The 26,361-nt window shown below is 72.2% G+C and carries 26 protein-coding genes; 4 read left to right on the top strand and 22 right to left on the bottom strand.

The features are described 5' to 3' along the window. The first annotated feature begins 30 nt into the window (after positions 1-30). Complete coding sequence (locus F9C11_RS23085) at positions 31-819, top strand: ArsR/SmtB family transcription factor (protein WP_409179436.1); 789 nt, start codon at positions 31-33, stop codon at positions 817-819. Here F9C11_RS23085 and F9C11_RS23080 read toward each other — a convergent pair. The 11 genes from F9C11_RS23080 to F9C11_RS23030 form a co-directional block, all read right to left on the bottom strand. Next, entirely contained in the window at positions 764-1,390 is a 627-nt protein-coding gene (locus F9C11_RS23080; protein ID WP_409179435.1) for a hypothetical protein, read from the bottom strand. The two genes, F9C11_RS23085 and F9C11_RS23080, sit on opposite strands and share 56 nt — an antisense overlap. A gap of 152 nt (positions 1,391-1,542) precedes the next feature. After that, a complete protein-coding gene (locus F9C11_RS23075) occupies positions 1,543-2,394 on the bottom strand; it encodes a DivIVA domain-containing protein (protein WP_409179434.1) in 852 nt (283 codons plus the stop codon). Positions 2,395-2,447: 53 nt separating this feature from the next. Beyond that, the gene (locus F9C11_RS23070; protein WP_037367937.1) at positions 2,448-2,720 is read right to left on the bottom strand and encodes a YggT family protein; all 273 of its coding nucleotides are present in this window, start codon (positions 2,718-2,720) and stop codon (positions 2,448-2,450) included. Between the two features lie 115 nt (positions 2,721-2,835). Next, positions 2,836-3,408, bottom strand: a complete 573-nt coding sequence (locus F9C11_RS23065) for a cell division protein SepF (protein WP_409179433.1) — start codon at positions 3,406-3,408, stop codon at positions 2,836-2,838. A gap of 80 nt (positions 3,409-3,488) precedes the next feature. Beyond that, positions 3,489-4,232 carry a YggS family pyridoxal phosphate-dependent enzyme gene (locus F9C11_RS23060; RefSeq protein ID WP_409179432.1) on the bottom strand — a complete coding sequence of 248 codons (744 nt, stop codon included), beginning with the start codon at positions 4,230-4,232 and terminating at the stop codon, positions 3,489-3,491. Then, entirely contained in the window at positions 4,229-4,942 is a 714-nt protein-coding gene (pgeF, locus tag F9C11_RS23055; protein WP_409179431.1) for a peptidoglycan editing factor PgeF, read from the bottom strand. The genes F9C11_RS23060 and pgeF overlap by 4 nt, the downstream gene beginning before the upstream one ends. A gap of 727 nt (positions 4,943-5,669) precedes the next feature. Beyond that, positions 5,670-6,986, bottom strand: coding sequence for a cell division protein FtsZ (gene ftsZ / locus F9C11_RS23050; RefSeq protein ID WP_409179430.1), 1,317 nt, complete (start codon positions 6,984-6,986; stop codon positions 5,670-5,672). 395 nt (positions 6,987-7,381) lie between these two features. Next, positions 7,382-8,143: an anti-sigma factor domain-containing protein gene (locus tag F9C11_RS23045; RefSeq protein ID WP_409179429.1), complete on the bottom strand. Its 762-nt coding sequence runs from the start codon at positions 8,141-8,143 to the stop codon at positions 7,382-7,384. Further along, a complete protein-coding gene (gene sigK, locus F9C11_RS23040; protein ID WP_409179428.1) occupies positions 8,140-8,733 on the bottom strand; it encodes an ECF RNA polymerase sigma factor SigK in 594 nt (197 codons plus the stop codon). Before sigK ends, F9C11_RS23045 begins: the two co-directional genes overlap by 4 nt. After that, positions 8,726-9,451, bottom strand: coding sequence for a DUF1365 domain-containing protein (locus tag F9C11_RS23035; protein ID WP_409186956.1), 726 nt, complete (start codon positions 9,449-9,451; stop codon positions 8,726-8,728). Before F9C11_RS23035 ends, sigK begins: the two co-directional genes overlap by 8 nt. Continuing rightward, positions 9,445-10,716 carry an NAD(P)/FAD-dependent oxidoreductase gene (locus tag F9C11_RS23030; protein WP_409179427.1) on the bottom strand — a complete coding sequence of 424 codons (1,272 nt, stop codon included), beginning with the start codon at positions 10,714-10,716 and terminating at the stop codon, positions 9,445-9,447. Before F9C11_RS23030 ends, F9C11_RS23035 begins: the two co-directional genes overlap by 7 nt. A 72-nt stretch (positions 10,717-10,788) precedes the next feature. Between F9C11_RS23030 and F9C11_RS23025 the strand changes: the two genes are divergently transcribed. After that, on the top strand, positions 10,789-12,027 hold the full coding sequence (locus F9C11_RS23025) for a class I SAM-dependent methyltransferase (protein ID WP_409179426.1): 1,239 nt from the start codon (positions 10,789-10,791) through the stop codon (positions 12,025-12,027). Beyond that, a complete protein-coding gene (locus F9C11_RS23020; RefSeq protein WP_409179425.1) occupies positions 12,024-12,803 on the top strand; it encodes a DUF1295 domain-containing protein in 780 nt (259 codons plus the stop codon). Before F9C11_RS23025 ends, F9C11_RS23020 begins: the two co-directional genes overlap by 4 nt. On the opposite strand, the gene F9C11_RS23015 is transcribed toward F9C11_RS23020, so the two are convergent. Together F9C11_RS23015 and F9C11_RS23010 are read right to left on the bottom strand one after the other, a co-directional pair. After that, entirely contained in the window at positions 12,790-13,233 is a 444-nt protein-coding gene (locus F9C11_RS23015) for a DUF664 domain-containing protein (RefSeq protein ID WP_409179424.1), read from the bottom strand. The genes F9C11_RS23020 and F9C11_RS23015 overlap by 14 nt on opposite strands. Further along, positions 13,230-13,739 carry a DinB family protein gene (locus F9C11_RS23010; RefSeq protein ID WP_409179423.1) on the bottom strand — a complete coding sequence of 170 codons (510 nt, stop codon included), beginning with the start codon at positions 13,737-13,739 and terminating at the stop codon, positions 13,230-13,232. The genes F9C11_RS23015 and F9C11_RS23010 overlap by 4 nt, the downstream gene beginning before the upstream one ends. A 116-nt stretch (positions 13,740-13,855) precedes the next feature. Here F9C11_RS23010 and F9C11_RS23005 point away from each other — a divergent pair, with 116 nt between their 5' ends. Continuing rightward, positions 13,856-14,290: an OsmC family peroxiredoxin gene (locus F9C11_RS23005; RefSeq protein ID WP_409179422.1), complete on the top strand. Its 435-nt coding sequence runs from the start codon at positions 13,856-13,858 to the stop codon at positions 14,288-14,290. Positions 14,291-14,716: 426 nt separating this feature from the next. Here F9C11_RS23005 and F9C11_RS23000 read toward each other — a convergent pair whose 3' ends face one another. From F9C11_RS23000 to F9C11_RS22960, 9 genes are all read right to left on the bottom strand, one after another. Further along, positions 14,717-15,550 (bottom strand): NAD(P)H-binding protein, encoded by an 834-nt coding sequence (locus F9C11_RS23000; protein ID WP_409179421.1) that lies wholly within the window; start codon positions 15,548-15,550, stop codon positions 14,717-14,719. Positions 15,551-15,660: 110 nt separating this feature from the next. After that, complete coding sequence (locus F9C11_RS22995) at positions 15,661-16,524, bottom strand: cell division protein FtsQ/DivIB (protein ID WP_409179420.1); 864 nt, start codon at positions 16,522-16,524, stop codon at positions 15,661-15,663. Further along, the gene (gene murC / locus F9C11_RS22990; RefSeq protein ID WP_409179419.1) at positions 16,521-17,939 is read right to left on the bottom strand and encodes a UDP-N-acetylmuramate--L-alanine ligase; all 1,419 of its coding nucleotides are present in this window, start codon (positions 17,937-17,939) and stop codon (positions 16,521-16,523) included. Before murC ends, F9C11_RS22995 begins: the two co-directional genes overlap by 4 nt. Next, positions 17,932-19,056, bottom strand: coding sequence for an undecaprenyldiphospho-muramoylpentapeptide beta-N-acetylglucosaminyltransferase (gene murG, locus F9C11_RS22985; RefSeq protein WP_409179418.1), 1,125 nt, complete (start codon positions 19,054-19,056; stop codon positions 17,932-17,934). The genes murC and murG overlap by 8 nt, the downstream gene beginning before the upstream one ends. Continuing rightward, a complete protein-coding gene (gene ftsW, locus F9C11_RS22980; RefSeq protein ID WP_409179417.1) occupies positions 19,053-20,489 on the bottom strand; it encodes a putative lipid II flippase FtsW in 1,437 nt (478 codons plus the stop codon). Before ftsW ends, murG begins: the two co-directional genes overlap by 4 nt. Beyond that, positions 20,476-21,882, bottom strand: a complete 1,407-nt coding sequence (murD, locus tag F9C11_RS22975) for a UDP-N-acetylmuramoyl-L-alanine--D-glutamate ligase (protein ID WP_409179416.1) — start codon at positions 21,880-21,882, stop codon at positions 20,476-20,478. Before murD ends, ftsW begins: the two co-directional genes overlap by 14 nt. 57 nt (positions 21,883-21,939) lie before the next feature. Continuing rightward, a complete protein-coding gene (gene mraY, locus F9C11_RS22970) occupies positions 21,940-23,022 on the bottom strand; it encodes a phospho-N-acetylmuramoyl-pentapeptide-transferase (RefSeq protein WP_409179415.1) in 1,083 nt (360 codons plus the stop codon). Beyond that, entirely contained in the window at positions 23,019-24,524 is a 1,506-nt protein-coding gene (gene murF, locus F9C11_RS22965; RefSeq protein WP_409179414.1) for a UDP-N-acetylmuramoyl-tripeptide--D-alanyl-D-alanine ligase, read from the bottom strand. Before murF ends, mraY begins: the two co-directional genes overlap by 4 nt. Further along, on the bottom strand, positions 24,521-26,080 hold the full coding sequence (locus tag F9C11_RS22960; RefSeq protein WP_409186955.1) for a UDP-N-acetylmuramoyl-L-alanyl-D-glutamate--2,6-diaminopimelate ligase: 1,560 nt from the start codon (positions 26,078-26,080) through the stop codon (positions 24,521-24,523). Before F9C11_RS22960 ends, murF begins: the two co-directional genes overlap by 4 nt. Between the last annotated feature and the right edge of the window lie 281 nt (positions 26,081-26,361).

Genomic DNA, 26,361 nt, shown 5'->3' with positions numbered 1-26,361 from the left:
GTGGAAGTGTGCCGGGGGCATGCTGGAGGCATGGAAGGAGACGCCGACATCGCGCGCACCGCCGCGCTGTTCGCCGATCCGGCGCGGGTCCGGGTGCTGATGGCCCTCGCCGACGGCCGGTCGCTGGCCGCGTCCGTGCTGGCTGGCGAAGCGGGCCTGACCGCGCAGGGAGTCAGCGCGCATCTGTCGAAACTGCTGGCCGCGGGTCTGGTGACCGCGGAAAAGTCCGGCAGGCACCGGTTTTACCGCATCGCCGGCGCGGCCCCGGAACTGCTGGAAGCGCTCGCCCGGCACTCTCCCGCCCGTCCCGTCCGGTCGCTGCGGGAAGGCACGCGCGCGGAAGCCTTGCGCACCGCGAGACTGTGCTACGACCACGTCGCCGGACGGCTCGGCGTGACCGTCACGGCGGCGCTGCTCGACCGCGGCGCACTGGCCACTGTGGACGGTGAACCGACCACCCGGCGACGGCCCGGCGACCGGATTTCCTCGCAGCTGCAGGAACATCCGTACGTGCTGGGACCGGCCGCCGACGAGGTGTTCGCCGCGTTAGGGGTGGACGTCGCCGAGGCCGCGAAAAGCCGTCGTCCGCTGCTGCGGTTCTGTCTGGATTGGACAGAGCAGCGCCATCACCTGGCCGGAGCGCTCGGCGCGGCGGTCACCCGACGGTTCCTGGACGCGGGATGGCTGCGGTCACGCGCGAAGGCACACCGAGCGGTCCAACTCACCGAGGCTGGTGCGAAGGTGCTCGAAGAGGTGCTGGGCGTCAGCGATGCGCCGCGGCCAGCACGGCATCCGGACCGCACCGCGCGCACGGCGTGAAGCCGAGCTGCCGGGCCTCGCCGACGCCGATCGGGATCGTGTCGCGGCCGGACAGCCAGCCGCAGTCCACCAGGTGGTAACGCGGGTACTCGTCCACGACCACGACCTCGTCCTCGAGGTCCTTGACCACCTCGAGGTCCTCCGGCGCGGTCTCCTCCACGCCGGGCGGAGTGTCGCGGACCGCTTTCGCCTCGGATTTCGGCCCGGCTTCCGAGGCCGGCTTCCCGATCTCCGGCTCCGGCACCTCCGCCGGATCGCCCAGCTCGCCCGTCGCCGGGATCAGCGCGGTCTGCTCGGCGTCCTTCTCGGCCGGGACCGCCTCGCCCTTTTCCCCATCCGAATCCTCCGAGTCCTCGGAGCCCTCGGCGTCCGAAGAGTCCGCGGAGTCCTCGTCCGCGGGCCCCGCGGTGTCCGCGCCCTTGCGCCGCCGCAGCCAGTCCACGAGCAGCAGGAGCCCGGCGAGCACGGAGAGCCCGATGGAAACCCAGGCCCACAGCGAGGTGCCCGTGATGAGCGCCGTGACGAGCAGCCCGAGAGCCGCCAGCACCAGAAGGAGGACGATGTAGAGCACGCTGAATTACAACACGCGCCGCCCGGTTTCCGGAGCCGACCCGCCCACGCGGCGTACCCCGCCGGTGCCCCACCGTGGCGGCTCCGGATCCGGGCACGCCGAAACCCCGCCGGGTCGGAAGGCGCTCCGGCGGGGTGCGGTACGGCAGTGGGTCAGCCGGCCTCGGCGCGCGGGCCGAACGAGTAGCCCTGGCCGCTGCTTCCGGTCGAGGACTGGCTCGAACCGGACGACGCCGACGCCGGGGCCGCGGAGCCGCGGTCGTCGAGCTCGCGCAGCTGGGACTCGAGGAATCCGCGCAGCCGGGTGCGGTATTCGCGCTCGATCGTGCGGAGTTCTTCGATCTTCTTGCCCAGAGCGCCCTTCTCGGCGTTCAGGTTGTTCATCGTCTCGGTGTACTTGCGCTGCGACTCGCGTTCCATGGTGGTCGCCTTGTCGCGCGCCTGGCGCTCCAGCGTCTCGGCGCGCGTGCGCGCGTCGTTCAGCATCGTCTCGGCGCGCGTGCGCGCCTCGTTCACCATCGAGTCGGACTTCGCCCGGGCGTCGGACAGCAGCTGCTCGGACTTGGTCCGCGCCTCCGCCAGCATCCCGTCGGACTCGGTCTTCGCCTCGGCGGTGAGCCGGTCGGCCATCTCCTGCGCCAGTCCGAGCACCTTGGCGGCCTGGACGTTCGGCTCGGCGCTGTCGGGGACCATCGAGTGCGCCTGGGTCTGCTCCATCGCCGACGCGGGCGGCGGAACCGGGGCGAGCCGCCGCGACGGCTCGGGGTCGCGGCCCGGCGGCGGGCCGGCGACCTTCGCGTTCTCGAGCTCGGAGCGGGTCGACTCCAGCTCGGCGTCGAGCTGCTCCACCTGCTGCCGCAGCTCGTTGTTGTCCTCGATCAACCGGGCAAGCTCGGTCTCCACCAGGTCGAGGAACGCGTCCACCTCGTCCTCGTTGTAGCCCCTCTTGCCGATGGGCGGCTTGCTGAACGCGACGTTATGCACGTCAGCGGGGGTCAACGACATCAGATCACCTCACGCACTCCATGGCCTGCAGGACACACCCGGGTTTTCCCCGATCACCTGGGTGTCAGTTGCATCGCGAAGAACACAACCAACAGCAGCACCATAATCGACAAGTCCAGTCCTACGCCGCCGATCCGGACCATCGGAATAATCCTGCGGAACAACCGCACCGGCGGGTCGGTCACTGTGTAGATGGTCTCGAGCGTCACCGCAACCCCTCCGGCGGGACGCCATTCCCGTGCGAAAGTCCGCACGAGCTCGACCACGATCCGGGCCGTGAGCAGCAGCCAGAAGGCAAACAGCACGTACCAGATCGCGAGCCACACAGCATTCACGGCGACCACTCTAGCGGGGGACGGCCGGATTGGGCGCGACCAGCCGCTCCCAGGGCGACATAGTCGACAAAATCACGTCTGGCTGCGCCCAGCGGTTCTCCCGTGTTCACCCGCGCAGGAACAATCCGCCCTCGGCGATCCGCCTGCGGTCCTCGGCGGTCACGTCCACGTCGGGCGGTGAGAGAAGGAACACCTTGTTGGTGACCTTGTCCATCGAGCCCCGCACGGCGAACGCCAGCCCCGCCGCGAAGTCCACGATCCGCTTGGCGTCCGCGTTGTCCATTTCGGTGAGGTTGATGATCACCGGGATGCCCTCGCGGTAGTGCTCGCCGATCGCCCGCGCCTCGATGTAGCTCGTCGGGTGCAGCGTCGTGATCCGGCTCAGCGGGTCCCGCGCCGGCGCGGCGGCCGGTTCGGCGACCGGGCGCAGCCGGGCGACCGGCTCCGGCTGGCGGTCCACGGCGAGCGCGCCGTGCGTCGCCGGCTCGGCCGCCATCGACCGCGACCGGACGCGCGCGGCGGGTTCGTCGTAGCTGTCCTCGACGTCGCGGTAGCGGGCCCGGGAGCGCGCCGGCGGCTGGTCGTAGCCGTCGTCGTACTCGTCGTAGCCGTCGTCGTAGCCGTCCTCGTCCGCGGGCACCATCCCGAAGTAGGCCTTCAGCTTCTGCAGCGCGCTCATGCCTCTCCCTAGCCCTTGCCGCTCCCGCACCGTTGTGCCCCGCCCGGGCGGACACGAAACGTGACCGCCGGGCGGACTCCCTACGGCGAGGCTAAACCGCGCCCGCCGAGCAACGCGGTTCCGACACGCACACACGTCGAGCCGTGCCGGATCGCCTGGTCCAGATCATGGCTCATTCCGGCGGACACGTCAGCCGCTTCCGGATGCCGGGCCCGGACCCTTTCCGCCGCCTGGGCCAGCCGGGCAAAAGCGGTGCCCGGATCCTCCCCCAACGGGGCCACGGCCATCACGCCTCGCAACCGCAGCTCCCCCGTGTGGGCGATATGGTCGGCGAGGGCGTCGACCTCGGCCAGCGGGGTCCCGCCGCGCGCGACGTCGCCGTCGAGGCTCACCTGGACCAGCACGTCGAGCGGTTCGGTCCGCTCCCCCGCCTCCCGCGCGGCGGCGACCGCTCGGGAGAGCGCGTCGGCGAGCCGCACCGAGTCGACCGACTGGACCTCCGCCGCCCAGCGCACGACCGAACGCGCCTTGTTCCGCTGCAGCCGCCCGACCATGTGCCAGCGCGGCGCGGCCTCCGGGCGCAGTTCGGCGACCTCGGCCGCCTTCGGACCGGCCTCCTGGTCTCGGTTCTCGGCGAGGTTCAGCAGCCCGAGGTCGGTCAGCAGGGCGGCATCGACAGCCGGGAAGGTCTTGGTGACGCCGAGCAGCCGCACCTCGTCGCGGGAACGGCCGGCCGCCGCGCAGGCGTTCGCGATGCGTTCCTCGACCGCGGCCAGCGCCGCCGCCAGCTCCGCCCGCCGCTTCTCGACCGGGTCCTCGGTCACGCCTTCTCCTCTTCGAGCCAGGTGATGCCGGCGATCCGGCCGGTGGTGCCGTCGCGGCGGTAGCTGAACAGCGTCTTGTCCTCCGCCGTGCACCGCGGGTCCGCGCCGACCCGGCCGACGCCCAGGTCCGCCAGCTGCTGCCAGAGCCCGGCCCGCAGGTCCAGACCAGCCGTGCCCTTGCGCGTTTTGCAGGCGCTGCCGGGCAGGTGCTTCTCGACGTCCGCGGCCATCGCGGCCGGGACCTCGTAGCAGTCGCCGCAGATCGCCGGGCCCAGCAGCGCCTCGACGCGCCCCGGTTCGGCGCCGAGCCCGCGCATCGCCTCCAGCGCGGCGGGCAGCACGCCGACGCGCGCCCCGACCCGGCCCGCGTGCACCGCGGCGACGACGCCCGCTTCCGGATCCGCCATGAGCACCGGGACGCAGTCGGCGACCAGCACCACGAGCGCGACGCCCGGCCGGTCGGTCACCAGCGCGTCGGTGGCCTCGGCGGCGGAGGTCTCGGTGCCGTCGACGACGGTCGCGGTCCGGCCGTGCACCTGCTCCATCCAGGCCAGCTTGTCCTCGGCGAGGCCGAGTTCAGACGCCAGCCGCTTGCGGTTGGCGTAGACGTCGCCCGCGTCGTCGCCGACGTGGTCGCCGAGGTTGAAACTCTCGTACGGCGGCCGGGAAGCCCCGCCCGCCCTGGTCGTGACCACTCGTCGTACTCGCACCCCGCCATCCTGCCAAAAACCGCGGCGGACGCAGGGGGCGAGCCTCGTGCGCGGCGATCCCGGTTCTAACCGGCGCCAGCACTCACCGCCTCCCTCCGGCGCGCCGCACGCATCCGCCGCTGAGGCCACGCGACCGCACGCCTGTCCCGCACGAGCGCGCAACACGGCCGGGCCCTCGTGCGCGGCGATCCCGGTTAGAACCGGCACCAGCACTCACGACCCCCTCCGGCCGCCGCACGCATCCGCCGCTGAGGCCACGCGACCGCACGCCTGTCCCGCACGAGCGCGCAACACGGCCGGGCCCTCGTGCGCGGCGATCCCGGTTAGAACCGGCACCAGCACTCACGACCCCCTCCGGCCGCCGCACGCATCCGCCGCTGAGGCCACGCGACCGCACGCCTGTCCCGCACGAGCGCGCAACACGGCCGAGCCCTCGTGCGCGGCGATCCCGGTTAGAACCGGGATTGCCGCTCACGACGCCCCGCCCGGCCGCTTCCCCAACCGCACGCTTCTTCCGCAGCGCCATGCCCTTGCCGCGCCGCCATGCCCCGCCCGCTGCGCCATGCCCGCCCGCAGCAGCACGCTTGCCCCGCGCGAGTGGGCACCGTGGTTGGGTCTCGTGAGTGTTTATGCCGGTTAGAACCGGCGCCAGCACTCACGAGGGCCCAGGAATACGCCAACGGCCGCCCCGAACGCGTCGGGACGGCCGTTGTTCGTGAGTCCGTGCTTACCGCCGCATGAAGGGCGGCACGTCCACGTCGTCGTCGGTCGGGTCGTCGTGGACCGTCGTCGGGCGGCTCGGCAGGCCGCCCGTCGCCGAACCCGAACCGATCGGCGAATACCCGCGCGAGCCGCCGCCCGGCTGGGGCAGGCCGCCCGGCGGGGTGCCGGCGCCGGGCTGCGGCAGGCCCGACGCGGGCGTGCGCGGCGGGGCGACCGGGTAGCCGGAGCTGCCCGCCGGGGGCACCGGGGTGGCCCCGGTCTGCGGCGGGGTCTGCGCGGACGAACCGCCGCCGACCTGGCCCGCCGAGGCGGACGCGGTGCCGTTGCCCTGCTTGCCGCCGAACGCGGGCGGGTCGAGTTTCTTGTGGGTGGGCGCGCCGGCGTCGAAGCCGGCCGCGATCACCGTGACGCGGACCTCGTCGCCGAGGGAGTCGTCGATGATCGTCCCGAAGATGATGTTCGCGTCCGGGTGCGCCGATTCCTGCACGAGCGACGCGGCCTCGTTGATCTCGAACAGGCCGAGGTCCGAACCGCCCGCGATGGAGAGCAGCGCGCCGTGCGCCCCGTCCATCGACGCTTCCAGCAGCGGCGAGTTGATCGCCTTCTCAGCGGCCTGGATCGCCCGTCCCTCGCCGCGCGCGGAGCCGATGCCCATCAGCGCGGAGCCCGCGCCGGACATGACGCTCTTGACGTCGGCGAAGTCCAGGTTGATCAGGCCGGGCGTGGTGATCAGGTCGGTGATGCCCTGGACACCGGAGAGCAGCACCTCGTCGGCGGAGCGGAACGCGTCCATCAGGGACACGCCGATGTCGCCGAGCTGCAGCAGCCGGTCGTTCGGGATCACGATCAGCGTGTCGCATTCGTTGCGCAGCTGCTGGATGCCCTCCTCGGCCTGCTTGCCGCGGCGCTTGCCCTCGAAGGTGAACGGCCGGGTCACCACGCCGATCGTGAGCGCGCCGAGCTTGCGGGCGATCTGCGCGACGACCGGCGCGCCGCCGGTGCCGGTGCCGCCGCCCTCGCCCGCGGTCACGAACACCATGTCGGCGCCCTTGATGACCTCTTCGATCTCCTCGCGGTGGTCCTCGGCCGCCTTCTGCCCCACCTCGGGGGCGGCTCCGGCGCCGAGCCCGCGGGTCAGTTCCCGGCCGATGTCGAGCTTGACGTCGGCGTCGGACATGAGCAGTGCCTGCGCGTCGGTGTTCACCGCGATGAACTCGACACCCTTGAGGCCGACCTCGATCATCCGGTTCACGGCGTTCACGCCGCCGCCGCCGATGCCGACGACCTTGATCACCGCAAGGTAGTTGTGCGGGGGCGTCATCGGGTCCGCCTTCCTGATCGTGATGTGCACATGCCGCCCGCCGGGGCCGGAACCCTCAACCTCAACCCGAGAGTGAGAGTTATGTCAACCACCGGCGTCAAGGCAGGACGGTAGGCGCCGCGCAAGCTCTAATCCAGTAGCCACGCCGTGAGCGGCAAAGGTGTTTTGCCACAACGCGAAGCCGCGCGCAAGGCCGGAACCCGCCGCGAGGCCCGGCGCGCGGTCTGGTATGCGAGCGCGCCGGGTCCGGCGGAAGCGCTGCCCAGGCGCGAGATCCGCCCCACGCGGGCAGTGGAGTCACCAGCACCACCTCGCTCGACGGCGAGCCGCCCGCCGGTCCCGGTGCCAACTCCACCGCCGCCCGCCGGAAACCCGGCCGCACCCCGCCCGATCCGCTAGGCAGGCACGGAAGTCACCAGCACCACGTCGCCCGACGGCTTCCCCGACGGCGACCCGCCCGCCTGCTCCACGCTGATCGCGAACTGCTGCGCACCGGCCAGCCCGTCCGCCACCACCAGCGAGCCCGACGGCCCGCCCGGCAGCAGGCCCGCCGGGCGCGGGGCGAGGTCCGGGCCCATCAGCCACGCCTCGTACACCTGCCCGGCCCGGACCGGCGGCAGTCCGGACTGCATGAACATCACGCGGTCCAGCTTGCGCGAAACCACCACTGTGCCCCCGCCCCCGCGCGGCGACGCGACGTGTTCGGTCCGCGCGTCCGGCGCGGTGAGCAGTTCGGCCACCGGCAGGTAGCGGGCGCGCGCGGCGTCCAATTCGGACTGTGCGCTGTTCAGCTGGCTGCTGGTGTGCAGCGCGATCCCGCCGAACACGCCAGCGAGGGCGAGGCCGACGACGGCGGCCGCGGCGGCGAGCAGCATCGGCCAGCGGCGCGGGCCGCGCGGGCGCGGTTCGGCGGAACCGGTCCGCGGCGGCAGCTGGCGGGTCGTGCGCATGTCCGCCAGCACCCGGTCCTTGAGCTCGGACGGCGGCTGTTCGTCCATCGCCGCGCCGAGCCGGGCCGCGGTCTCGCTCAGCTCCCGCACTTCCTGCGCGCAGGCCTCGCACTGGTCGAGGTGGCGGCGGAACTGGGCCCGCTCGACCTCCGAGAGCGCGTCGAGCGCGTACGCGCCGGCCAAGGTGTGCATGTCCGGACTGTTCACGCCGTCACCCCCAGGCAGTCGCGCAACCGGATCAGCCCGTCGCGCAGTCTGGTCTTGACCGTCCCCTGCGGCGTGTCCAGCACGTCGGCGACCTCGCGGTAGGTGTAGCCCTGGTAGTAGGCCAGGAGGACGGATTCCCGCTGGAGTTCGGTGAGCGTCTTCAGGCAGCGCCGCACCTGCGAGCGTTCCAGCCGGGTCGCGACGGATTCGGCGACCTCGTCGAACGGCCGCCCGCGCGCGGCCTCGAAGGTCGCTTTCCGCTCACGTTCGGTGCTCGCCCGCGCGGACCGCACCCGGTCGACCGCGCGGCGGTGCGCCAGCGTCATCGCCCAGTTCAGGACGCTGCCCTTCCCCGGCGAGTAGCGCGTGGCGGTCTTCCACAGCTCCACGAGCACCTCCTGCGCCACCTCCTCGGACTGCGCGGGGTCCCGCACGATGCGGCGGACGAGCCCGTAAACGGGACCGGCAAGCTGATCGTAGAGCCGTTCGAAGGCGCGTTCGTCGCCCTTCGCGACCAGCGCCATCAGGTCCTCGGCGCTGGTCGCGGGCGCCGCGGAGAGCCGGTCCGCCGGGCGTGCGCTCTCATCCATGGAGGGCTCCTGCCGTGTTCTGTCCGGTCCGGGCGGCGAGCGGGGCCTTGCGCCGCCAGAGCGCGAGCCCGTGGCGGCGGATCAGCGCGGAGACGCGCTGCGGCTGCAGCGGCCGGCCGAGCAGGAAGCGCGCGAGCGTGCGGATCCCGGCCGGTCGGCGGACTCCTCGCAGCGTAGCGGTCAGCGCGGCGTCGCCGTCGTGCCGCAGGACGACGCTCAGCGCCAGCAGCGCGTCCGGGCGCGGCAGGTGCATCCGGTACTCCCCCGCCGCCTCCTGGAACGGCGACACGTAGAACTCCTTGTCCGCCCGGACGTCTTCATCCGGCCGGAGCAGGTAGGCGTGCCTGCCGCCGTAGGTGTTGTGCACCTCGGCGACCACGCAGGCGAGTTCGCCGTCCGGCGTGTGGCACCAGTAGACAGTGATCGGGTTGAACACGTACCCCAGAACGCGCGCCGACGCGAGCATCGTCACCGGCCCGCCGCGCAGGTCCACTCCGCGGCGCGCGAGCCAAGCGTCCAGTTTGGACCGGATGTCGCCGGGTTCGTCGCGGCTGAAGTGGTCGCGGCCGTCGAAGCGCGCGAACGGCCGGAGCCACCACGGCAGCCGCGGCAGGTCGTCGAGATCGGTCCGCCACAGGTACATCCGGTGCGCGAAGGAGTACGGCGGATCGGCCCGGCGGACGTGCGCGACGGTGGCGTCGTAGAGAGCGGTCACCAGCTCACCCCGAAACTGGCCGCGGCGCGGACGCCGGAGGTACAGCCGTCCTCGTGGAATCCCCAGCCTTGGTAAGCACCGGCGTACGCGACGATGCCGTCGTTCAATTCCGGCAGCCGTCTTTGCGCGGCCACGGATTCCGGCGTGTAAATCGGATGTTCGTAGGACATTTTCGCGACCACCGCATTCGAATCGAGACCAACACTGGGGTTGAGGGTGACGGCATACGTCGTCGCTTCGTCGAGGCCCATCAAGCGATTCAGGTCGTAAGTGACTTGCACAGCGCGCAGATCCGCCCCGCAGCCGGGCGTGCGGTAATTCCAGGAGGACCGGGCGGCAGGGACGGTCGGCAGCACCGCGGGATCGGTGTGCAGCCAGGCTTCATTGCGCGAATAGCGGAAAGCTCCGAGCAGTTCCTGTTCCGCCGCAGTGGGATTCGGCAACAGCCGCAGAGCTTGGTCCGCATGCGTCGCGACCACGACCCGGTCGACCCGATGCGCGGTGTCGGCATCGTCGCGCACCTCGACCCCGCGCGCGGTCCGCCGCACCGCGCGAACCGGGGTGGACAGATGCACCGCGGTCAGCTGCTTGGCCGCCCGCTCGACATACTCCCGCGAACCGCCGACGACAGTCCGCCAGGCCGGCGAATTCCGCACCGTGAGCATTCCGTGATTGCGCAGGAATTCGAACAGATACCGCGCCGGATACCGCATCGTGTCGGTGCGGTCGGCGGACCACACCGTGGACACGAGCGGCAGCACGAAATGGTCCGCGAAATACCGTGAATACCCGCCGATCGCCAGGAACGCGCCGAGCGGAACGTCACCCGCCTCCGGGCGCTCGAGCAGCCGCCCGGCGTGCCGGTGGAACCGCTTCACCTCGGCCAGCATGAGCAGATAGCGCGCGGACGCGGCGTTGCTCCGTTGCGCGAACAGCCCGGGCAGGCCCTTCGCCCCGGCGTACTGCAGGCCGCAGCCGTCGCAGCGGATGCTCATCGACATCTCGGTGTCGCGGGTGCGGACGCCGAGTTCGCCGAACAGCCGCAGCAGCGTCGGGTAGGTGCGCTCGTTGTGGACGAGGAACCCGGAATCGACGGCGACCGTCCCGCCGTGCGCGCTCGGCACGTCGTGGGTGTGGGCGTGGCCGCCGAGCCGGTCGTCGGCCTCGAACAGCAGAACCTCGTAGCGGCGCTGCAGCAGGTACGCGGCGGTGAGGCCGGCGACCCCGCTGCCGATGACAGCGATGCGTTGTCCCGTGGTGTGGTGCACGGAGGGGATTCGGAGCCGGAACCGGAACGGATGGGCGCCAATCCGCGCGGCCGCCGGCTCCGAATCCCTCGCATGCCGAACTCCGCAGCCCACCGCATCGCCGGCTTCGCCGAACGCGTCCTCGGCGGCCCGCTGCCGGTCGCCGTCCGCACCTGGGACGGGCGCCGGGCCGGACCCGCCGGGCCGACTGTCGTGCTGAAAAACCGCCGCGCGCTCCGCTGGCTCCTGTACTCCCCCGGCGAGCTGGGCCTGGCCCGGGCTTACGTCTCCGGCGACCTGGACGTCGAAGGCGATCTCACCGAGGGCTTCCGCCGGGCCTGGGCTTACCGGCCGCGACTGTCCGCGCGGGACTTCGGCGAGGCACTCCGGCTGGCCGCCCGGCTCGGGGTGTTCGGCCTCCCGCCGAAACCGCCCGCCGAAGAAGCCCGCTTGCGCGGAAAACCGCACACCCTCGGCCGCGACCGCTCCGCGATCTCGCACCACTACGACCTTTCGAACGCCTTCTACCAGCTGCTGATGGACGATTCGATGGCCTACAGCTCGGGCTATTGGTCCGGAACCGCCGATCTCGCCCGCGCCCAGCACGACAAACTCGAACTGATCTGCCGCAAACTCGGCCTCCGCCCCGGGAAGCGCCTCCTCGACGTCGGCTGCGGCTGGGGCTCCCTGCTCGTGCACGCGGCGAAGCACCACGGCGTCGAGGCCGTCGGCGTCACGATCTCCGCCGAGCAGGTGCGGCACGGCAAAGCCCGGCTCGCGCAGCACGATCTGGACGACCGCGTCGAGGTCCGGCAGCAGGACTACCGGGAACTCGCCGGAGAATCCTTCGACGCCGTAGCGTCCGTCGAGATGGGCGAACACGTCGGCGAAGAGAACTACCCGACCTACGCCAGCACGTTGTTCCGCATGCTCAAACCGACCGGCCGACTGCTGCTGCAACAGATGTCGCGTGGAGCGGTCGCACCGGGCGGCGGCGCGTTCATCGAGCGCTACATCGCCCCCGACATGACCATGCGCCCGCTGAGCCGCACCCTCGGCCACCTCGAAGCCGCGGGCTTCGAAATCCGCGACGTGCACGCGTTGCGCGAGCACTACGTCCCGACCGTGCGAGCCTGGGCGGAAACTCTGGAGCGGCACTGGGACGAGGCCGTCGCGCTGATCGGCGAGGCAGGCGCCCGGGTCTGGCGGCTTTACCTCGCCGGCGGCGCACTCGCCTTCGAGGAGAACCGCATGGGCGTCGACCAGATCCTCGCCGTGCGGCCGGACGCGAACGGCCGCTCCGCGATGCCGTGGACGAGGGAGTGGGCATGATCGCGCTGCTCGGCCTCACCGCCGGAGCCACCCTGGCCGCGGTGACCCTGACGTTCGGCATCGCCCGCCTGCGCCGTCGCTACGACACCGTCGACACCTTCTGGGGCTTGGGTTTCGCCCTTGTCGCCGTCGTCTCGTTCCCGTTCGGCACCGGCCCGCTCGCCCTGCGCCTGACCGTCGCCGCACTCACCGTCGTCTGGGGCGTGCGCCTGGCCGTCCACCTGCACCTGCGCAACCGCGGCAAGCCGGAAGACCCGCGCTACCAGCAGATCGCCGAACGCGCCGGCCCGAATCCGGGCGGCCGGATCTTCGTGCGGACCTACCTGCTGCAGGGCGTGGTCCTGTGGTTCGTCTCGCTGCCGGTGCAATTCGCCATGTCCGGCACGGGTTTCGGCGTTGCCGGCTGGCTGGGCGTGGCGGTCTGGCTGGTCGGGTTCGCCTTCGAAACCGTCGGCGACGAGCAGCTCCGCCGCTTCCGCGCGAACCCGGCGAACCAAGGCCAGGTCCTCGACACCGGCCTCTGGCGCTACAGCCGGCATCCGAACTACTTCGGCGACGCCTGCGTCTGGTGGGGCCTGTACCTGCTGGCCTGCTCGACGTGGCCCGGCGCGGCGACGATCCTGTCTCCGGTCGCGATGACCTTCACCCTCGCGCGCGGCACCGGCAAGCCCATGCTGGAGAAAAGCCTGCGGCGATCCCGCCCCGGCTACGCCGACTACGTCGCCCGCACCAGCGGTTTCTTCCCGCTGCCGCCGAAAAAGCTCACTCCCCGATGAGTTCCCGCAACAGTGCGAGATGCCGCGAGGTCTCCTGCACCAGGTACTCGACCACCGCCGCGACCGTCACCAGCCGGTCGCCCGCGAACCCCACCGGATCGTCCAAGGACCGCTCCGCGAGAGCTTCCCGGCACAGCTCGACGTTGTCCCGGTAAGCGCCGCGCACTTCCTCGATCGGCAGGTCGAGACCGACCTCGAACGCCGCGTCCCGCCCCGCTTCCAGCCGCTCGGCCCACCGCTGCGGCTGCCCGGCGACCAGGACGTCGTGCAGGGTGTTCTCCACCAGCGAGAGGTGCCACAGAATCCCAGCGGCGGTCATCAGCTCGCCGGGCCGATGGGCCTGCTCGTCGGTCAGCCCGGAGCATTTCCACGCCACGGTCGCGCGCAGCAGTTCGAGGTCGTCGATCAGCTGCGCGCGATCGAGGCTCACTCGCCGGTGAGACCGTCGGTCAGCTCGCGCAGCAGGTCAAGATGCCCGAGATGGCGCGCGGTCTCCTCGATCATGTGCGTGACGACCCAGCGCACCGTGAGCGGTTTGTCCCCCTTGAACAGCACTGTGTCCTCGAACCCCCTCGCCGCGACGACCGCCCGGCACTTCTCGGCTTCGGCCTCGTAGTCGGCGATCAACTGCGTCATCGGCAGCTCCAAGGCGAGCCGGAACTCCGCGTCGCGATCGATTTCGAGCCGGTCCGCCCACTCGTCCGGCTGCCCGTCGAGCACGACGCGGAACCAGTAGTTCTCCACGAGGGTGAGATGGCACAAGATCCCGGCGATCGTGGTCAACTCGCTGGGCACGTGCGTGCGGCGGGCTTGCTCGTCGCTGAGCCCGGAGCATTTCCAGACGACGCTGGCGCGAAGGAAGTCGAGGAAGCCGGTGAGCTGGGTGCGCTCGTCCCCCGCCATCGGCGGCTCGGGACGTTCAGGAGCATCGGTCACGCCAAGCAGTGTGCCGCACCGGGCCACCGGTTTTCAGGATTTACCTTGCACGCAATGTAATTGCGCGCTACCTTCATAGGGGCAAGCAGTTCCCGACCGCTTCGAAGGAGAACCCGATGCCCAGCCGCGACGCGACCACCCACTGGACCGGCGGACTGCAGAAAGGCAAGGGCGAGGTCACCCTCGACTCGTCGAACCTGGGCGCCTACGAGGTGTCCTTCCCGACCCGCGCGGGCAATCCGGACGGCCGGACGAGCCCCGAGGAACTCATCGCCGCCGCCCACTCGAGCTGCCTGGCGATGAACCTCTCCGGAGTGCTGGAATCGCAGAATCTGGAAGCCGACTACATCGACGTCTCCACCGAGGTGACGCTGGGCCCGGCCGAAGGAGGAGGCTTCGAAATCAGCGGAATCGCAGTCACCCTGCGCGCGAAACTGGACGGCGTCACCGCCGAGCAATTCGCCGAACTGGCCAACACCGCGGAAAAGACCTGCCCGGTTTCGAAGGCCCTTTCCGGCACGACCATCACCCTGGATGCCGCACTGGCCTGAGCGTTCCGTGAGGGGAACCCGCACGGAATGAGATTCCCTCAGGGTTCCCCTCACACCCAGCCCGCCGTGACGCTCCCCATGCCACGGCGGGTTTCTCAGCCCGCAACGACTCCACCGCAACAAAGCCTGTGAGGGACCCCCTCACAATTCAGCTTCCCTCAGGGCCCCCTCCGCACCCCGACGACCACCCACCCCACCACCCCAGCCGCGAAACACCCACCCCACCGCAGCCAACGCACCCAACCATCAAGGCACCCACCCCTCCCCCGCCCCCGATACACAGCCAAAAACACGGCGCAGGGCTGCTTGTCAAGGCATCTTTCCCGCCTTGACAAGCAGCCCTGCGCCGTAGTCACACTAAAAAATCGGGGTGCCCAGCCTCACCACTGGGCGCAATGTCGCCGCCAGGCGACGAGCCGCCCGGCCTCACGAAAACGCAGCCACATTGGCCTTGGCCCACTCCGCATAAGAAACCCCAGGCCGCCCCAGCAATTCCTCCACCACCCCAGTAGGCTCCTGCGGATTCCGAGTCGTATACGCATACATCCCCAGCAGCCACGAAGCAATCTCCTCCGGATACCCGGCCGCGACCCATTCCGCGACCTGTTCCTCCGGAGTCAACTCCACAAACGAAACCGGCTTCCCCAAAGCCTCCCCGATAGCCGCGACCATCTCCGCGAACGAAATCCCCTCGGGCCCGCTCAGCTCGTAAGTCCGCCCGACATGCCCGTCAGTGCTCAGCACGTGCGCGGCCACCGCGGCGATATCCCCCAGATCGATCGGCGTCTGCGTAGCCCCCGGATAAGCGGACCGGACCTCCCCGCGCTCGCGGATCGACGGCGCCCACCCCAGCGAATTGTTCATGAAAGCCCCCGGGCGCACGAACGTCCGAGCGAACCCGGCCGCTTCCACCGCGGCCTCCACCGCCGCGTACTCGTGCCCGCTGGACGCCGGGTGCTCGTCTCCGATGCTCGCCCCGGACAACGCGACCACCCGCCGGATCCCCGCCTCCCCGGCCAGCTCGCAAAACCGCGAAACAGTCCGCGCGTACGGAGCCAGATACACCGCCTCGACCCCGTCCAGCGCGGCCGGCAGCGTCGAGGGCTTGGCCAGCGACCCGACCACCACCTCGATCCCGTCCGGCAGCGCCGCCCGTTCCGGATCCACCGTCAGCGCCCGCACCGGAACCCCGCGAGCCACCAGCTCGTCGACCACCAGCCGTCCGACGTTGCCGGTCGCACCCGTCACCAGAACCGTCATGCCCCCACCTTCTCGTATGGCGTACGAACGAGGTCAGCGTACGGCATACGGGAAAGGCGTGCCACCGCGACGTCGTGAGCGGCGATCCCGGTTCTAACCGGGATCGCCGCTCACGAGGTGATGGTCGGCAGCTCCGGCGCGGAAACGTCGTAGATCTTCCCCTGCTGCGTCAGCAGCGCGGCCAGCACCTTCGCCTTGCGGTCGGTGTTCTCCGCGTTCCCCCACCGCACGGTCTTGCCGGTGGAGAGCGTGAACTCGACGCTCGCCGGGGTCTGCGCGGTGACCGTCGTGGTCTGCTTCGCCAGCTGCTCCGGCAGCACCCTGAGCACCGCCGTCACCGCGCGGGTGACCGGATCGTCCGCCGACACCTTCGGCAGCTTCAGCTCGGGCAGCCCGGCCGGCCGGGTCTTCACCGTCTTGAACACGACCCCGCCGCCGTCGACCAGATGCACCCCGTCGCCGCCGGGACCGCTGTCGAAGAACGCGATCGCGGTCCGCTCGGTCACCGCGATCTCCAGCGTCGTCGGCCACGACCGGGACACCTCGACCGTCGCGATGCCCGGCATCTGGGCCACCCGGTCGCGGATCCCGTCGACGTCCGCGCGCAGCATCGGCTGCCCGGGCGGCACCGCGGCGGTCGCGCGGATCTGGTCCGCCGACACGGTTTTCGCGCCCTGCACCTCGATCGTCTTCACCGCGAGCAGCGAGCTGAAGAACAGCAGATACCCCAGCGCCGCCAGGGTGACCACGGTCAGCAGCGCCACCCAGCGGCGGCGGATCTCCTTGGCGCGGTTCGGCCGGGACTTCCGGGCGGCGGCGCGCGCCGAGCGGCCCGAACGCGCGGCGGTGCGGGCGCGGGTGCGCCGGCGCTCCTCCTCGCTCCGCCTGCCGCGGCGTTCCCGGGCCAGGGCAGCACGCTGTTCCTCGCCCGCACGAGGCGCGGGCGAGCGGCGGCGCTGCCGGGTCCCGGTCATGCTCGGCCGGCCCTCCGGTCCAGCTCGGCCAGGATCTCCGGGCCCAGCTGCGTCACGTCGCCCGCGCCCATGGTGACCGCGAGGTCGCCCGGCCGGACGAGGTCCGCGACCAGGCCCGCCGCCACGTCGAAGGCGGGCTGGTAGTGCACCGGCACGGTGACGCGGTCGGCGATCAGCGCCCCGGTCACGCCCGGCACCGGCTCCTCGCGCGCGCCGAACACGTCGAGCACCACGACCTCGTCCGCCAGCGACAACGCCTCGGCGAACTCGGCGGCGAAGGTCTGCGTGCGCGAGTACAGGTGCGGCTGGAACACCACGACGACCCGTCCGCTGCCCGCGGCCGTGCGCACCGCGCGCAGCTGCGCGGCGACCTCGGTCGGGTGGTGCGCGTAGTCGTCGTAGACCCGGACGTCGCCCGCGCGGCCCTTGAACTCGAACCGCCGGCGCACCCCGCCGAACGCGGCGAGCCCGGCGGCCATGCCGTCCAGCGGCGCGCCGAGTTCGAGCCCGGCGAGCAGCGCGGCGACCGCGTTGAGCGCCATGTGCTCCCCCGGCACCGCGACGCGCAGATCGTGCTCTTCGCCGTCCAGCGCGATCCGCACGACGCCGCCGTCCGGCGCGGGCGTGTAGTCCAGCACCCGCACGTCGCCTTCGCCGGAAGCGACCCGGCCGTAACGCCGCACCCGCACGCCCGCCGCGGCGGCCTCGTCGCCCAGCCGCGCCGCGCCCTCGTCGTCCGCGCACACGATCAGCAGCCCGCCCGGCTCGATCTGGCCGACGAAGTCGCTGAACACCTTCACGTACGCCTCGGCGGTGCCGTGGTGGTCGAGGTGATCGGGCTCGACGTTCGTCACCACCGCCACCGACGGCGTGTAGGTGAGGAAGGAACCGTCGCTCTCGTCGGCCTCCGCGACGAACACGCCGCCCTCGCCGTGGTGCGCGTTGGCCCCGGATTCGTTGAGGTCGCCGCCGATCGCGAACGACGGGTCCATCCGGCAGTTCTGCAGCGCCACGGTGAGCATCGACGTCGTCGACGTCTTGCCGTGCGTTCCGGCGATGCACGCGACGCGGTGCCCGGCCATCAGCCCGGCCAGCGCCTGCGCGCGGTGCAGCACCGGGATGCCGCGTTCGCGGGCCGCGGCGAGTTCCGGGTTGGTCTCCTTGATCGCGGTGGACACCACGACGGCCGACGGCGGTTCGGCCAGCTCGGCGAGGTTGTCCGCGGTCTGGCCGACGAACAGCGTCGCGCCCTGCGCGCGCAGCGACAGCAGCGCGCGCGACTCCTTGGCGTCCGACCCGGACACGGCCGCGCCGCGGGCGAGCAGGATCCGCGCGATGCCGGACATCCCGGCCCCGCCGATCCCGATCAGGTGCGCCCGGCGCAGCTGCTCGGGCAGTTCGGGCGAATCAGGCACCGGCGGCCTCCAAAACGATGCGGGCGAGGGTCTCGTCGGCTTCCCGGTGGCCGAGCCCGACGGCGGCCGCGCTCATCCGCGCGACCCGGCCGGCGTCGGTCACCAGCGGGATCACCAGGTCGGCGACCTTCGCCGCGGTGAGGTCGGCGTCGGCGACCATCAGCGCCGCGCCGGCGTCGACCGCGGGCTGGGCGTTGACCGCCTGCTCGCCGTTGCCGTGCGGCAGCGGCACGAACACCGCGGGCAGCCCGACCGCGGACACCTCGGCCGCGGTCATCGCGCCGGACCGGCACACCACCGCGTCCGCCGCGGCGTAGGCCAGGTCCATCCGCTCCAGGTACGGCACCGGCACGTACGGCGGGCGGCCGGGAAACTCTTGCACCGCAAGGGAATTCTTCGGCCCGTGCGCGTGCAGCACGCCGACGCCCGCCTCGGCGAAGTCCTTGGCCGCGCCGGACACCGCGGAGTTGATCGACGCCGCGCCCTGCGAACCGCCGAACACCAGCAGCGTCGGCGCGTCCGGGTCCAGCCCGAAGAATTCGCGGGCCTCGGCGCGCAGCGCGGCCCGGTCCAGCGACGTGATCGAGCGGCGCAGCGGAATGCCGACCACCTCGGCCTTCGGCAGCGGCGTGCCCGGCACCGCGACCGCGACGCGGGACGCGAACCGGGCGCCGACCTTGTTGGCCAGCCCGGCCGATTTGTTCGCCTCGTGCACCACGATCGGCACGCGGCCGCGCGCGGCGAGGTACGCCGGCAGCGCGACGTAGCCGCCGAAGCCGACCACCACGTCCGCGCGCACCCGGTCGAGCACCTCGCGGGTGCGGCGGACCGAATCGCGCACCTTCAGCGGCAGCCGGAGCAGCTCCGGCGTCGGCTTGCGCGGCATCGGGACCGGCGGGATCAGCTCCAGCGGGTACCCGCGCGCGGGCACGAGCTTGTTCTCCAGTCCGCGTTCCGTGCCGAGGGCGACCACCTCGGCGTCCGGGCGCAGCCGCTTCACGGCGTCCGCCAGCGCGAGCGCGGGCTCGATGTGCCCGGCGGTGCCCCCGCCGGCGACCACGACGACCGGCGCCCGGCCCGCTGCCGGCCGCTGCGTTCCCTTGACGGGCTTGCTCACCGATGACCTCTCCGGTTCGCGGTGCTCCGGGCACCGCGGTTCGCTGTACTCCGCCGCGCCGACCGGCGGCGTTCCTGTGCCGGTGCGGGCCTTGCCGCACGCGGCGCCGGCCGGGCCGCCTTCGTCCCGTTCCCCGCGCCGCGCGTTCCCTTGCGGGAGGACGGCGGGCGGTACGGATCGGGCGCGGGCAGCCGCAGCAGGCGTCCGAATTTACCCGGCCCGTGCGAGCGCAGCGCGGCCACCGCCTCGGGTTCGTGCCGCGCGGCGTTGGCCAGCACGCCCATGATGAGCATGGTGATCACGAGCGACGTGCCGCCGTAGGAGATCAGCGGCAGCGTGACGCCGGTGACCGGCAGCAGCCCGACCACGTAGCCGATGTTGATCGCCGCCTGCGCGACGAGGAACACCGTCAGCGTGCCCGCGACGATCCGGATCCACGGGTCGATGTTGCGGGTGGCGATGCGCAGGCCGACCACGGCCACGCCGGCGAACAGCGCCAGCACGACCGCGCAGCCCACGAAGCCCAGTTCCTCGCCGATCAGCGCGAAGATGAAGTCGTTCTGCACGTTCGGCAGGTAGCCCCAGTTCGACGCGCCCTGCCCGAGCCCCTTGCCGAACAGGCCGCCGTCGGCGAGCGCCAGCTTGGCCTGGTTGGCCTGGAACCCCTCGGCCGAGGTGTCCGCGTCCGGCGACAGGAACGACATCACCCGGGCGAGCCGGTAGGGCGCGATGATCGCCAGCACCAGCACGCCGCTCAGGCCGCCGGCCAGGATCACTCCGAAGAGCCGTTTCGGCGCGCCGGCGAACCACAGCAGGCCGAGCAGCACCACCGCGAGGGTGATCGTGCCGCCGAGGTCGGGCTGCAGCATCACGAGCGCGAACATCAGCAGCGCCACCGGCACCACCGGGACCAGCAGATGCCGCCACTGGTGCAGCACGTTGTACTTGATCACCAGGATGTGCGCGCCCCAGAAGGCCAGCGCCACCTTCGCCGCCTCGACCGGCTGGAAGGTGAACACGCCGAGCTTGAACCAGCCCTGCGAGCCGTTCACCGTCGACCCGAGCGGCGTCAGCACGAGCAGCAGCAGGCCCAGGCAGGCGACGGTCATGGTCGCCGACATCCGGCGCACGCGTTCGAGCCGGACCCGCAGGCCGATCCAGAACACGATCCCGCCGATCGCGACGAACATCAGGTGCCGGAAGAACAGCGAGTACACGCCGCTGCCGGTCTTCGGGTTGTAGGAGGCCACCGACGACGCGGACAGCACCATCACCGCGCCGATCACGGTCAGGATGCCGGTCAGCGCGAGGACCAGGTGGAACGACGCCAGCGGCCGGGACAGCCACGCGGTCAGCGCGGTGCGGAGCGCGACGAACGGGCTTTCCTTGCGGACGCGCCGCGGCCGGGGCTTGTCTCCGTCAACGACCGTCATCCGCCGCCCCCGCCGCGCCTCCGGCCAGCGCACGCACCGCGGCTTCGAACGCGTCGCCGCGCGCTCCGTAGCCGCCGAACATGTCCAGCGAGGCGGCGGCGGGCGCGAGAAGCACCACGTCACCAGGACGAGCCAGGGCGCTGGCCGCATTCACCGCCGCAGTCATGGGCTCATCGTCACCCGGAAGGAGGCGGTTGTACGGGACATCCGGCGCGTGTCGCGCGAGAGCGGCTTCGATCACGGGGGCGTCGGCGCCGAGCAGGACGGCCGCGCGCAGCCGTCCGGCGACCGCCGCGACCAGGTCGTCCACCGACGCGCCCTTGAGCTGCCCGCCGGCGATCCAGACCACGCTTTCGTGCGCGAGCAGCGAGCCGAGCGCAGCGTGCGGGTTGGTGGCCTTCGAGTCGTTGACGTACCGGACGCCGCCGATCTCGGCGACCTCCACCGCGCGGTGCGGCGCGGGCTCGTACGCGCGCAGCCCCGCGCGGACCGCCGCCGGCGTCACGCCGTGCGCGCGGGCCAGCGCGGCCGCGGCGAGCGCGTTCGCGAGGTTGTGCGGTCCGGCCGGGCGGACGTCGGCGATCTCGGCCAGCTCCTCCGCGCTCGTCTCCGGGTCGGCCCCGAAAGCGCGGTCCACCAGCAGGTCCTCGACCAGGCCCAGCTCCCCGGGCCGCGGGGTGTCGAGCACGAACCCGATCCGCCGGGCGGCCTCGGGCGCGTGGTCCTCGGCGATCCGCGTGGACCACGGGTCGTCGACGTTGTGCACGACGGTGCGCGAACGTTCGTGCACGCGGCCCTTCGCGGCGGCGTACTCCTCCATCGAGCCGTGCCAGTCGAGGTGGTCCTCGGCGAGGTTCAGCACCACCGACGCGTCCGGCGCGATCGTGGACGACCAGTGCAGCTGGAAGCTCGACAGCTCGACGGCCAGCACCTGATGCCCGCCGCGCACCGCGTCGAGCACCGGGTAGCCGACGTTGCCGCAGGCCACCGCGTCCGAGCCGGCCGCGCGCAGGATCGACTCCAGCATCCCGACCGTGGTCGTCTTGCCGTTCGTGCCGGTGATCACCAGCCACGCGGGCGGATGCTCGCGCAGCCGCCCGATCCGCCAGGCCAGCTCGACGTCGCCGATCACCTCGACGCCCGCCTCGGCCGCCGCGACCAGCAGCGGCGACGTCGGCCGCCAGCCCGGGCTGGTCACCACGAGCGCGGTGTCCGCGGGCGGTGCGGTCAGGCCCGGGACCAGCTCGGCGTCCAGGTCCGCCAGCTCGGCGAGCCGGTCGGCGTCGCCGTCGGTCACCGTGACCCGCGCGCCCAGCTCGCGCAGCACCGGGACCACCGACTTCCCGGTGACTCCCGCGCCCGCGACCAGAACGTGTTCGCCGTCCAGCTCCACCCGACCTTCTTCCCCTCCGCCACCCTCGACGGTGGCGCTGCGCGCCGCTGGTTTCACCTAGCTCCCGAAGTTGAGCTGCTCGCTGTAGAACAGCCCGAGCCCGAACATGCAGCAGATCGCCGAGAGCAGCCAGAACCGGATGATCACCGTGGTCTCCGCCCACCCGGCCAGCTCGAAGTGGTGGTGGAACGGGGCCATCCGGAACAGCCGCCGCCGCGTCGTGCGGAAGACCGCGATCTGCGTGACCACCGAGATCATCTCGACCATGAACAGGCCGCCGATGACGATCGCGAGCAGTTCGGTGCGGGTGGTCATGGACAGCCCGGCGACGAGGCCGCCGAGGGCGAGCGAACCGGTGTCGCCCATGAAGATCTTCGCCGGCGCGGCGTTCCACCACAGGAACCCGATGCAGGCCCCGGTGGCCGCGGCCGCGACGACCGCGAGGTCGAGCGGGTCGCGCACGTCGTAGCAGGCCGGCAGCGGCTGGGTCGAGCAGGAGAGCCGCGCCTGCCAGAACGAGATGACCACGTAGGTGGCGAGCACCATCGCCGCCGCGCCGCCGGCCAGGCCGTCGAGGCCGTCGGTGAAGTTCACCGCGTTCGACCAGCCGGAGATGACGATGTAGCAGAAGATCACGAACACGACCGACGGGAACGTGATCAGCGCCAGGTCGCGGACGTAGGACAGGCTCTGCGACGCCGGGGTGAGCCCCTGGGCGTCCTTGAACTGCAGCGACAGCACCGCGAACAGCACGGTCACCACGAGCTGCCCGACCAGCTTCGCGGTCTTGTTCAGCCCGAGGTTGCGCTGCTTGCGGATCTTGATGAAGTCGTCGAGGAAGCCGACCACGCCGAGCCCGACCGCGAGCATCAGCACGAGCAGGCCGGACGCCGAGGGGGCGGCCGCGCGCGAATTGCCGATCCAGGTGATCAGGTGCGCGACGAAGTAGCCGGCCACCATCGCGATGATGATCGCGACGCCGCCCATGGTCGGCGTGCCGCGCTTCGACTTGTGCCCCTGCGGGCCTTCCTCGCGGATCTCCTGGCCGAAGCCCTGCCGCGAGAAGACCCGGATGAGGTAGGGCGTGAGCAGGATCGAGACCAGCAGACCCGCCGCGGCCGCGATCATGATGTTGATCACGCGTGACCACCGTTCGAGCGTTCGGAGTTCGAGGAGGGGGAAGTCCCGGGATCGGCCAGCAGCGCCTCGGCCACCCGCCAGAGACCGGCGGCCTTGGACGCCTTGACCAGCACCACGTCCCCGGGACGGAGCTGATCATGCAGCACGCCGACGGCGGCCTCGACATCGGGTACCAGCACCGACTCCTCGCCCCAGGAACCCTCCTGCAGCGCGCCCTGGTGCATGGCGGCGGCGTCCTGGCCGACCACGACGAGCTTCTCGATGTTGAGCCGGACGACGAGCCTGCCGATCGCATCGTGCGCGGCGACCGAGTCCTCGCCCAGCTCGCCCATCACGCCGAGCACCGCCCACGCGCGGCGGCCCGACCGGCTCATCGAGGCCAGCGCCTTGAGCCCGGCCCGGACCGATTCCGGGTTGGCGTTGTACGAGTCGTTGAGGATCGTGACGCCGTCCGCGCGGGTGGTCACCTCCATCCGGCGCTCCGAGCGCCGCTGCAGCGACGACAGCCGCCGCGCGATCTCCTCGGTGGTCGCGCCGAGTTCGCGCGCGATGGCGGCGGCCGACAGCGCGTTGCCGACGTGGTGCTCGCCGTGCAGCGGCAGCGTCACCGGGGCTTCGCCCTCGGGCGTGATCAGCCGGAACGACGGGCGGGCCTCGGCGTCGACGGTGATGTCGGCGGCCCGGACCTGCGCCCCGGCCGACTCCCCCACGCCCACGACGCGGGCCTTGGTGCGGCTCGCCATGGCCGCGACCAGCGGATCGTCCAGGTTCAGCACCGCGAGGCCGTCTTCCGGCAGCGCCTCGACCAGCTCGCCCTTCGCCTTCGCGATGCCCTCGCGCGAGCCGAACTCGCCGACGTGCGCGCTGCCGACGTTGAGCACCGCGCCGATCCGCGGCGGCGTCGTCTCGGCGGCCGCGGCGATGTGCCCGACCCCGCGCGCGGACATCTCCAGCACGAGGAACTTGGTCGAGGCGTCGGCGCGCAACGCGGTCCACGGGTGGCCCAGTTCGCTGTTGAACGACCCGGGCGGCGCGACCGTCGGGCCCATCGGCTCGATCAGCTGCGCGATGACGTCCTTGGTCGAGGTCTTGCCGGACGAACCGGTGACGCCGACGACGGTCAGCCCGCCCGCCGCCAGCCGGTCCACCACGTGCCGGGCCAGCTTGGCCAGCGCGGCCAGCACGGCGGCGCCGGAGCCGTCGGTGTCGCCGGCCAGCGCGACCGACCGGGAGTTGGCCTGTCCCGGCGGCAGCGGCGGCACGACGATCGCCGGGGCGTCGACCTCCCGCGCGGCCAGCACGCCGACCGCGCCGGCCTCGACCGCCTTCGCGGCGAAGTCGTGCCCGTCGACGCGTTCGCCGGGCAGGGCGAGGAACAGCCCGCCCGGGCCCAGCTTGCGGGTGTCGAATTCGACGCTGCCGGTCACGACAGCGGATCCGTCGGTGCGGTGCAGCCTGCCGCCGACGACGTCGGCGATCTCGGCCAGGCTCAGCTCGATCACGCGGTCACCTCGAGACGCTTGCGGATGGCGGCCTCCAGCTCGTCCCGGTCGGAGAACGGGTGCACCACACCCTGGGCCTCCTGGCCGGTCTCGTGGCCCTTGCCTGCGATGAGGACGATGTCGCCCGGCCCGGCGACCGACACCGCGTGCGCGATCGCCTCGCGCCGGTCGCCGATCTCCAGCACCTCGCCGCCCGCCGCGGGCCCGACGGCGCGGGCCCCGGCCAGCATCGCGGCGCGGATCGCGGCCGGGTCCTCCGAGCGCGGGTTGTCGTCGGTGACGATCAGGAGATCGCTGCGGCGCGCCGCGGCCTCGCCCATCATCGGGCGCTTCGCGGTGTCGCGGTCGCCGCCGCAGCCGAGCACGGTGATGATCCGGCCTTCGGTGCGGGCGCGCAGGGCGTCGAGGCCCTGGGCCACCGCGGCGGGCTTGTGCGCGTAGTCGACCACCGCGGTGAAGTCCTGGCCGAGGTACACCCGCTCCATCCGGCCGGGCACCTCCACCGCGGCGAGCCCGGCGACGATGTCGTCCGCTTCGATGCCCGCGCTGTCCAGGATCGCCGCCGCGAGGACGGCGTTGGCGACGTTGAACGTGCCGGGCAGCGGGATCTTCGCCGCGCGGCTGAGCCCGTCCGGGCCGAGCAGCGTGAAGGTCTGCTCGCCGGCCGGGGTGGCCTCGATGTCGGCGGCCCGCCACAGCGCGTCGGTCCCGGCCTCGATCGAGACGGTCACGGTCTGCGGCGTGAGCAGCGCCTGTCCCCACGCGCTGTCGACCACGACGACCTCGGTGGTGGACCGGCCGTCGAACAGCAGGGACTTGGCGGCGAAGTACTCCTCCATGTCCTTGTGGAAGTCGAGGTGGTCCTGCGACAGGTTGGTGAACGCGCCCACCGCGAACCGGGTGCCGTTGACCCGGCCGAGCGCCAGCGCGTGGCTGGAGACCTCCATCGGCACGTGCGTGACGCCGCGTTCCAGCATCACCGCGAGCAGCGCCTGCAGGTCCGGGGCCTCCGGCGTGGTGAACCCGCTGGCGAGCCGCTCGCCGCCGATCCGGGTCTCGACCGTGCCGATCAGGCCGGTGGCGCGCCCGGCGGCGCGCAGGCCCGAGTCGACCAGGTAGGACGTCGTGGTCTTGCCGGAGGTGCCGGTGACGCCGAGGACTGACAGGTGCAGCGACGGCTCGCCGTAGATCCACGCGGCGATCTCGCCGAGCGCGGCGCGCGGGTCCGGGTGCACGAGGACGGGCACCCGCGCGTCGCGCAGCGCGGGCCGGTCGGCTCCGCTCGGGTCGGTCAGGACGGCCGCGGCTCCGGCGGCGAGGGCCTGCTCGCTGAAGTCGGCTCCGTGCGCGCGGGCGCCGGGGAGGCCGGCGAACAGGTCGCCGGGGAGCACGTGCTGCGCGCGCAGCGTGGCGCCGGTGACGGTGAGGTCGGCGGCCTCGGGACGGTCGGCGATGAGCCGGGCTCCCGCACGGGCGAGCAGAGTGGCCAGCGGGACCGGGTCGATCCGGGCCGGCCGGGGCGGCGCGGCGGCCGCTTTGGCCGGGCTGTCCGGCAGCGACGCGGCAGCGGGCCCGCTTCGGGGCTGGGACGAGGACACGGACACGCCGGAGAGGTTACCGAGGCCGGATCCGGGTGACCCAACGCGGTACGGCGAACGCGCGCCCCCGCCCCGGGTGTGGTAGGCGAGGCGGGCAAGATCGTTGCGGCGCAACCCTTTCCCCGGCCCGGGACCGGCCCGTGTGGACGATCGGCGCGGGGTTCGCCGCTTCGGCGCTTCGAGCACGGCCGGACGCGAACGCGGCATGCCCGGCGGGCAACGAAGCCGGAGCCCCCGGA

Source organism: Amycolatopsis sp. VS8301801F10, assembly GCF_046195355.1.
Lineage (GTDB): Bacteria > Actinomycetota > Actinomycetes > Mycobacteriales > Pseudonocardiaceae > Amycolatopsis.
Note: the sequence above shows the minus strand (reverse complement) of the source record. Positions and strands in the feature narration are given on the sequence as shown.

Bases quoted from the DNA above. Each gene is read 5' to 3' on its own strand.
- F9C11_RS23025 (WP_409179426.1), top strand. From the start codon at position 10,789: ATGCCGAACTCCGCAGCCCACCGCATCGCCGGCTTCGCCGAACGCGTC.
- sigK (WP_409179428.1), bottom strand. From the start codon at position 8,733: ATGGATGAGAGCGCACGCCCGGCGGACCGGCTCTCCGCGGCGCCCGCG.
- ftsZ (WP_409179430.1), bottom strand. From the start codon at position 6,986: ATGACGCCCCCGCACAACTACCTTGCGGTGATCAAGGTCGTCGGCATC.
- F9C11_RS22995 (WP_409179420.1), bottom strand. From the start codon at position 16,524: ATGACCGGGACCCGGCAGCGCCGCCGCTCGCCCGCGCCTCGTGCGGGC.
- F9C11_RS23020 (WP_409179425.1), top strand. From the start codon at position 12,024: ATGATCGCGCTGCTCGGCCTCACCGCCGGAGCCACCCTGGCCGCGGTG.
- ftsW (WP_409179417.1), bottom strand. From the start codon at position 20,489: ATGACGGTCGTTGACGGAGACAAGCCCCGGCCGCGGCGCGTCCGCAAG.
- F9C11_RS23075 (WP_409179434.1), bottom strand. From the start codon at position 2,394: ATGTCGTTGACCCCCGCTGACGTGCATAACGTCGCGTTCAGCAAGCCG.
- F9C11_RS23005 (WP_409179422.1), top strand. From the start codon at position 13,856: ATGCCCAGCCGCGACGCGACCACCCACTGGACCGGCGGACTGCAGAAA.
- F9C11_RS23065 (WP_409179433.1), bottom strand. From the start codon at position 3,408: ATGAGCGCGCTGCAGAAGCTGAAGGCCTACTTCGGGATGGTGCCCGCG.
- F9C11_RS23085 (WP_409179436.1), top strand. From the start codon at position 31: ATGGAAGGAGACGCCGACATCGCGCGCACCGCCGCGCTGTTCGCCGAT.
- F9C11_RS23000 (WP_409179421.1), bottom strand. From the start codon at position 15,550: ATGACGGTTCTGGTGACGGGTGCGACCGGCAACGTCGGACGGCTGGTG.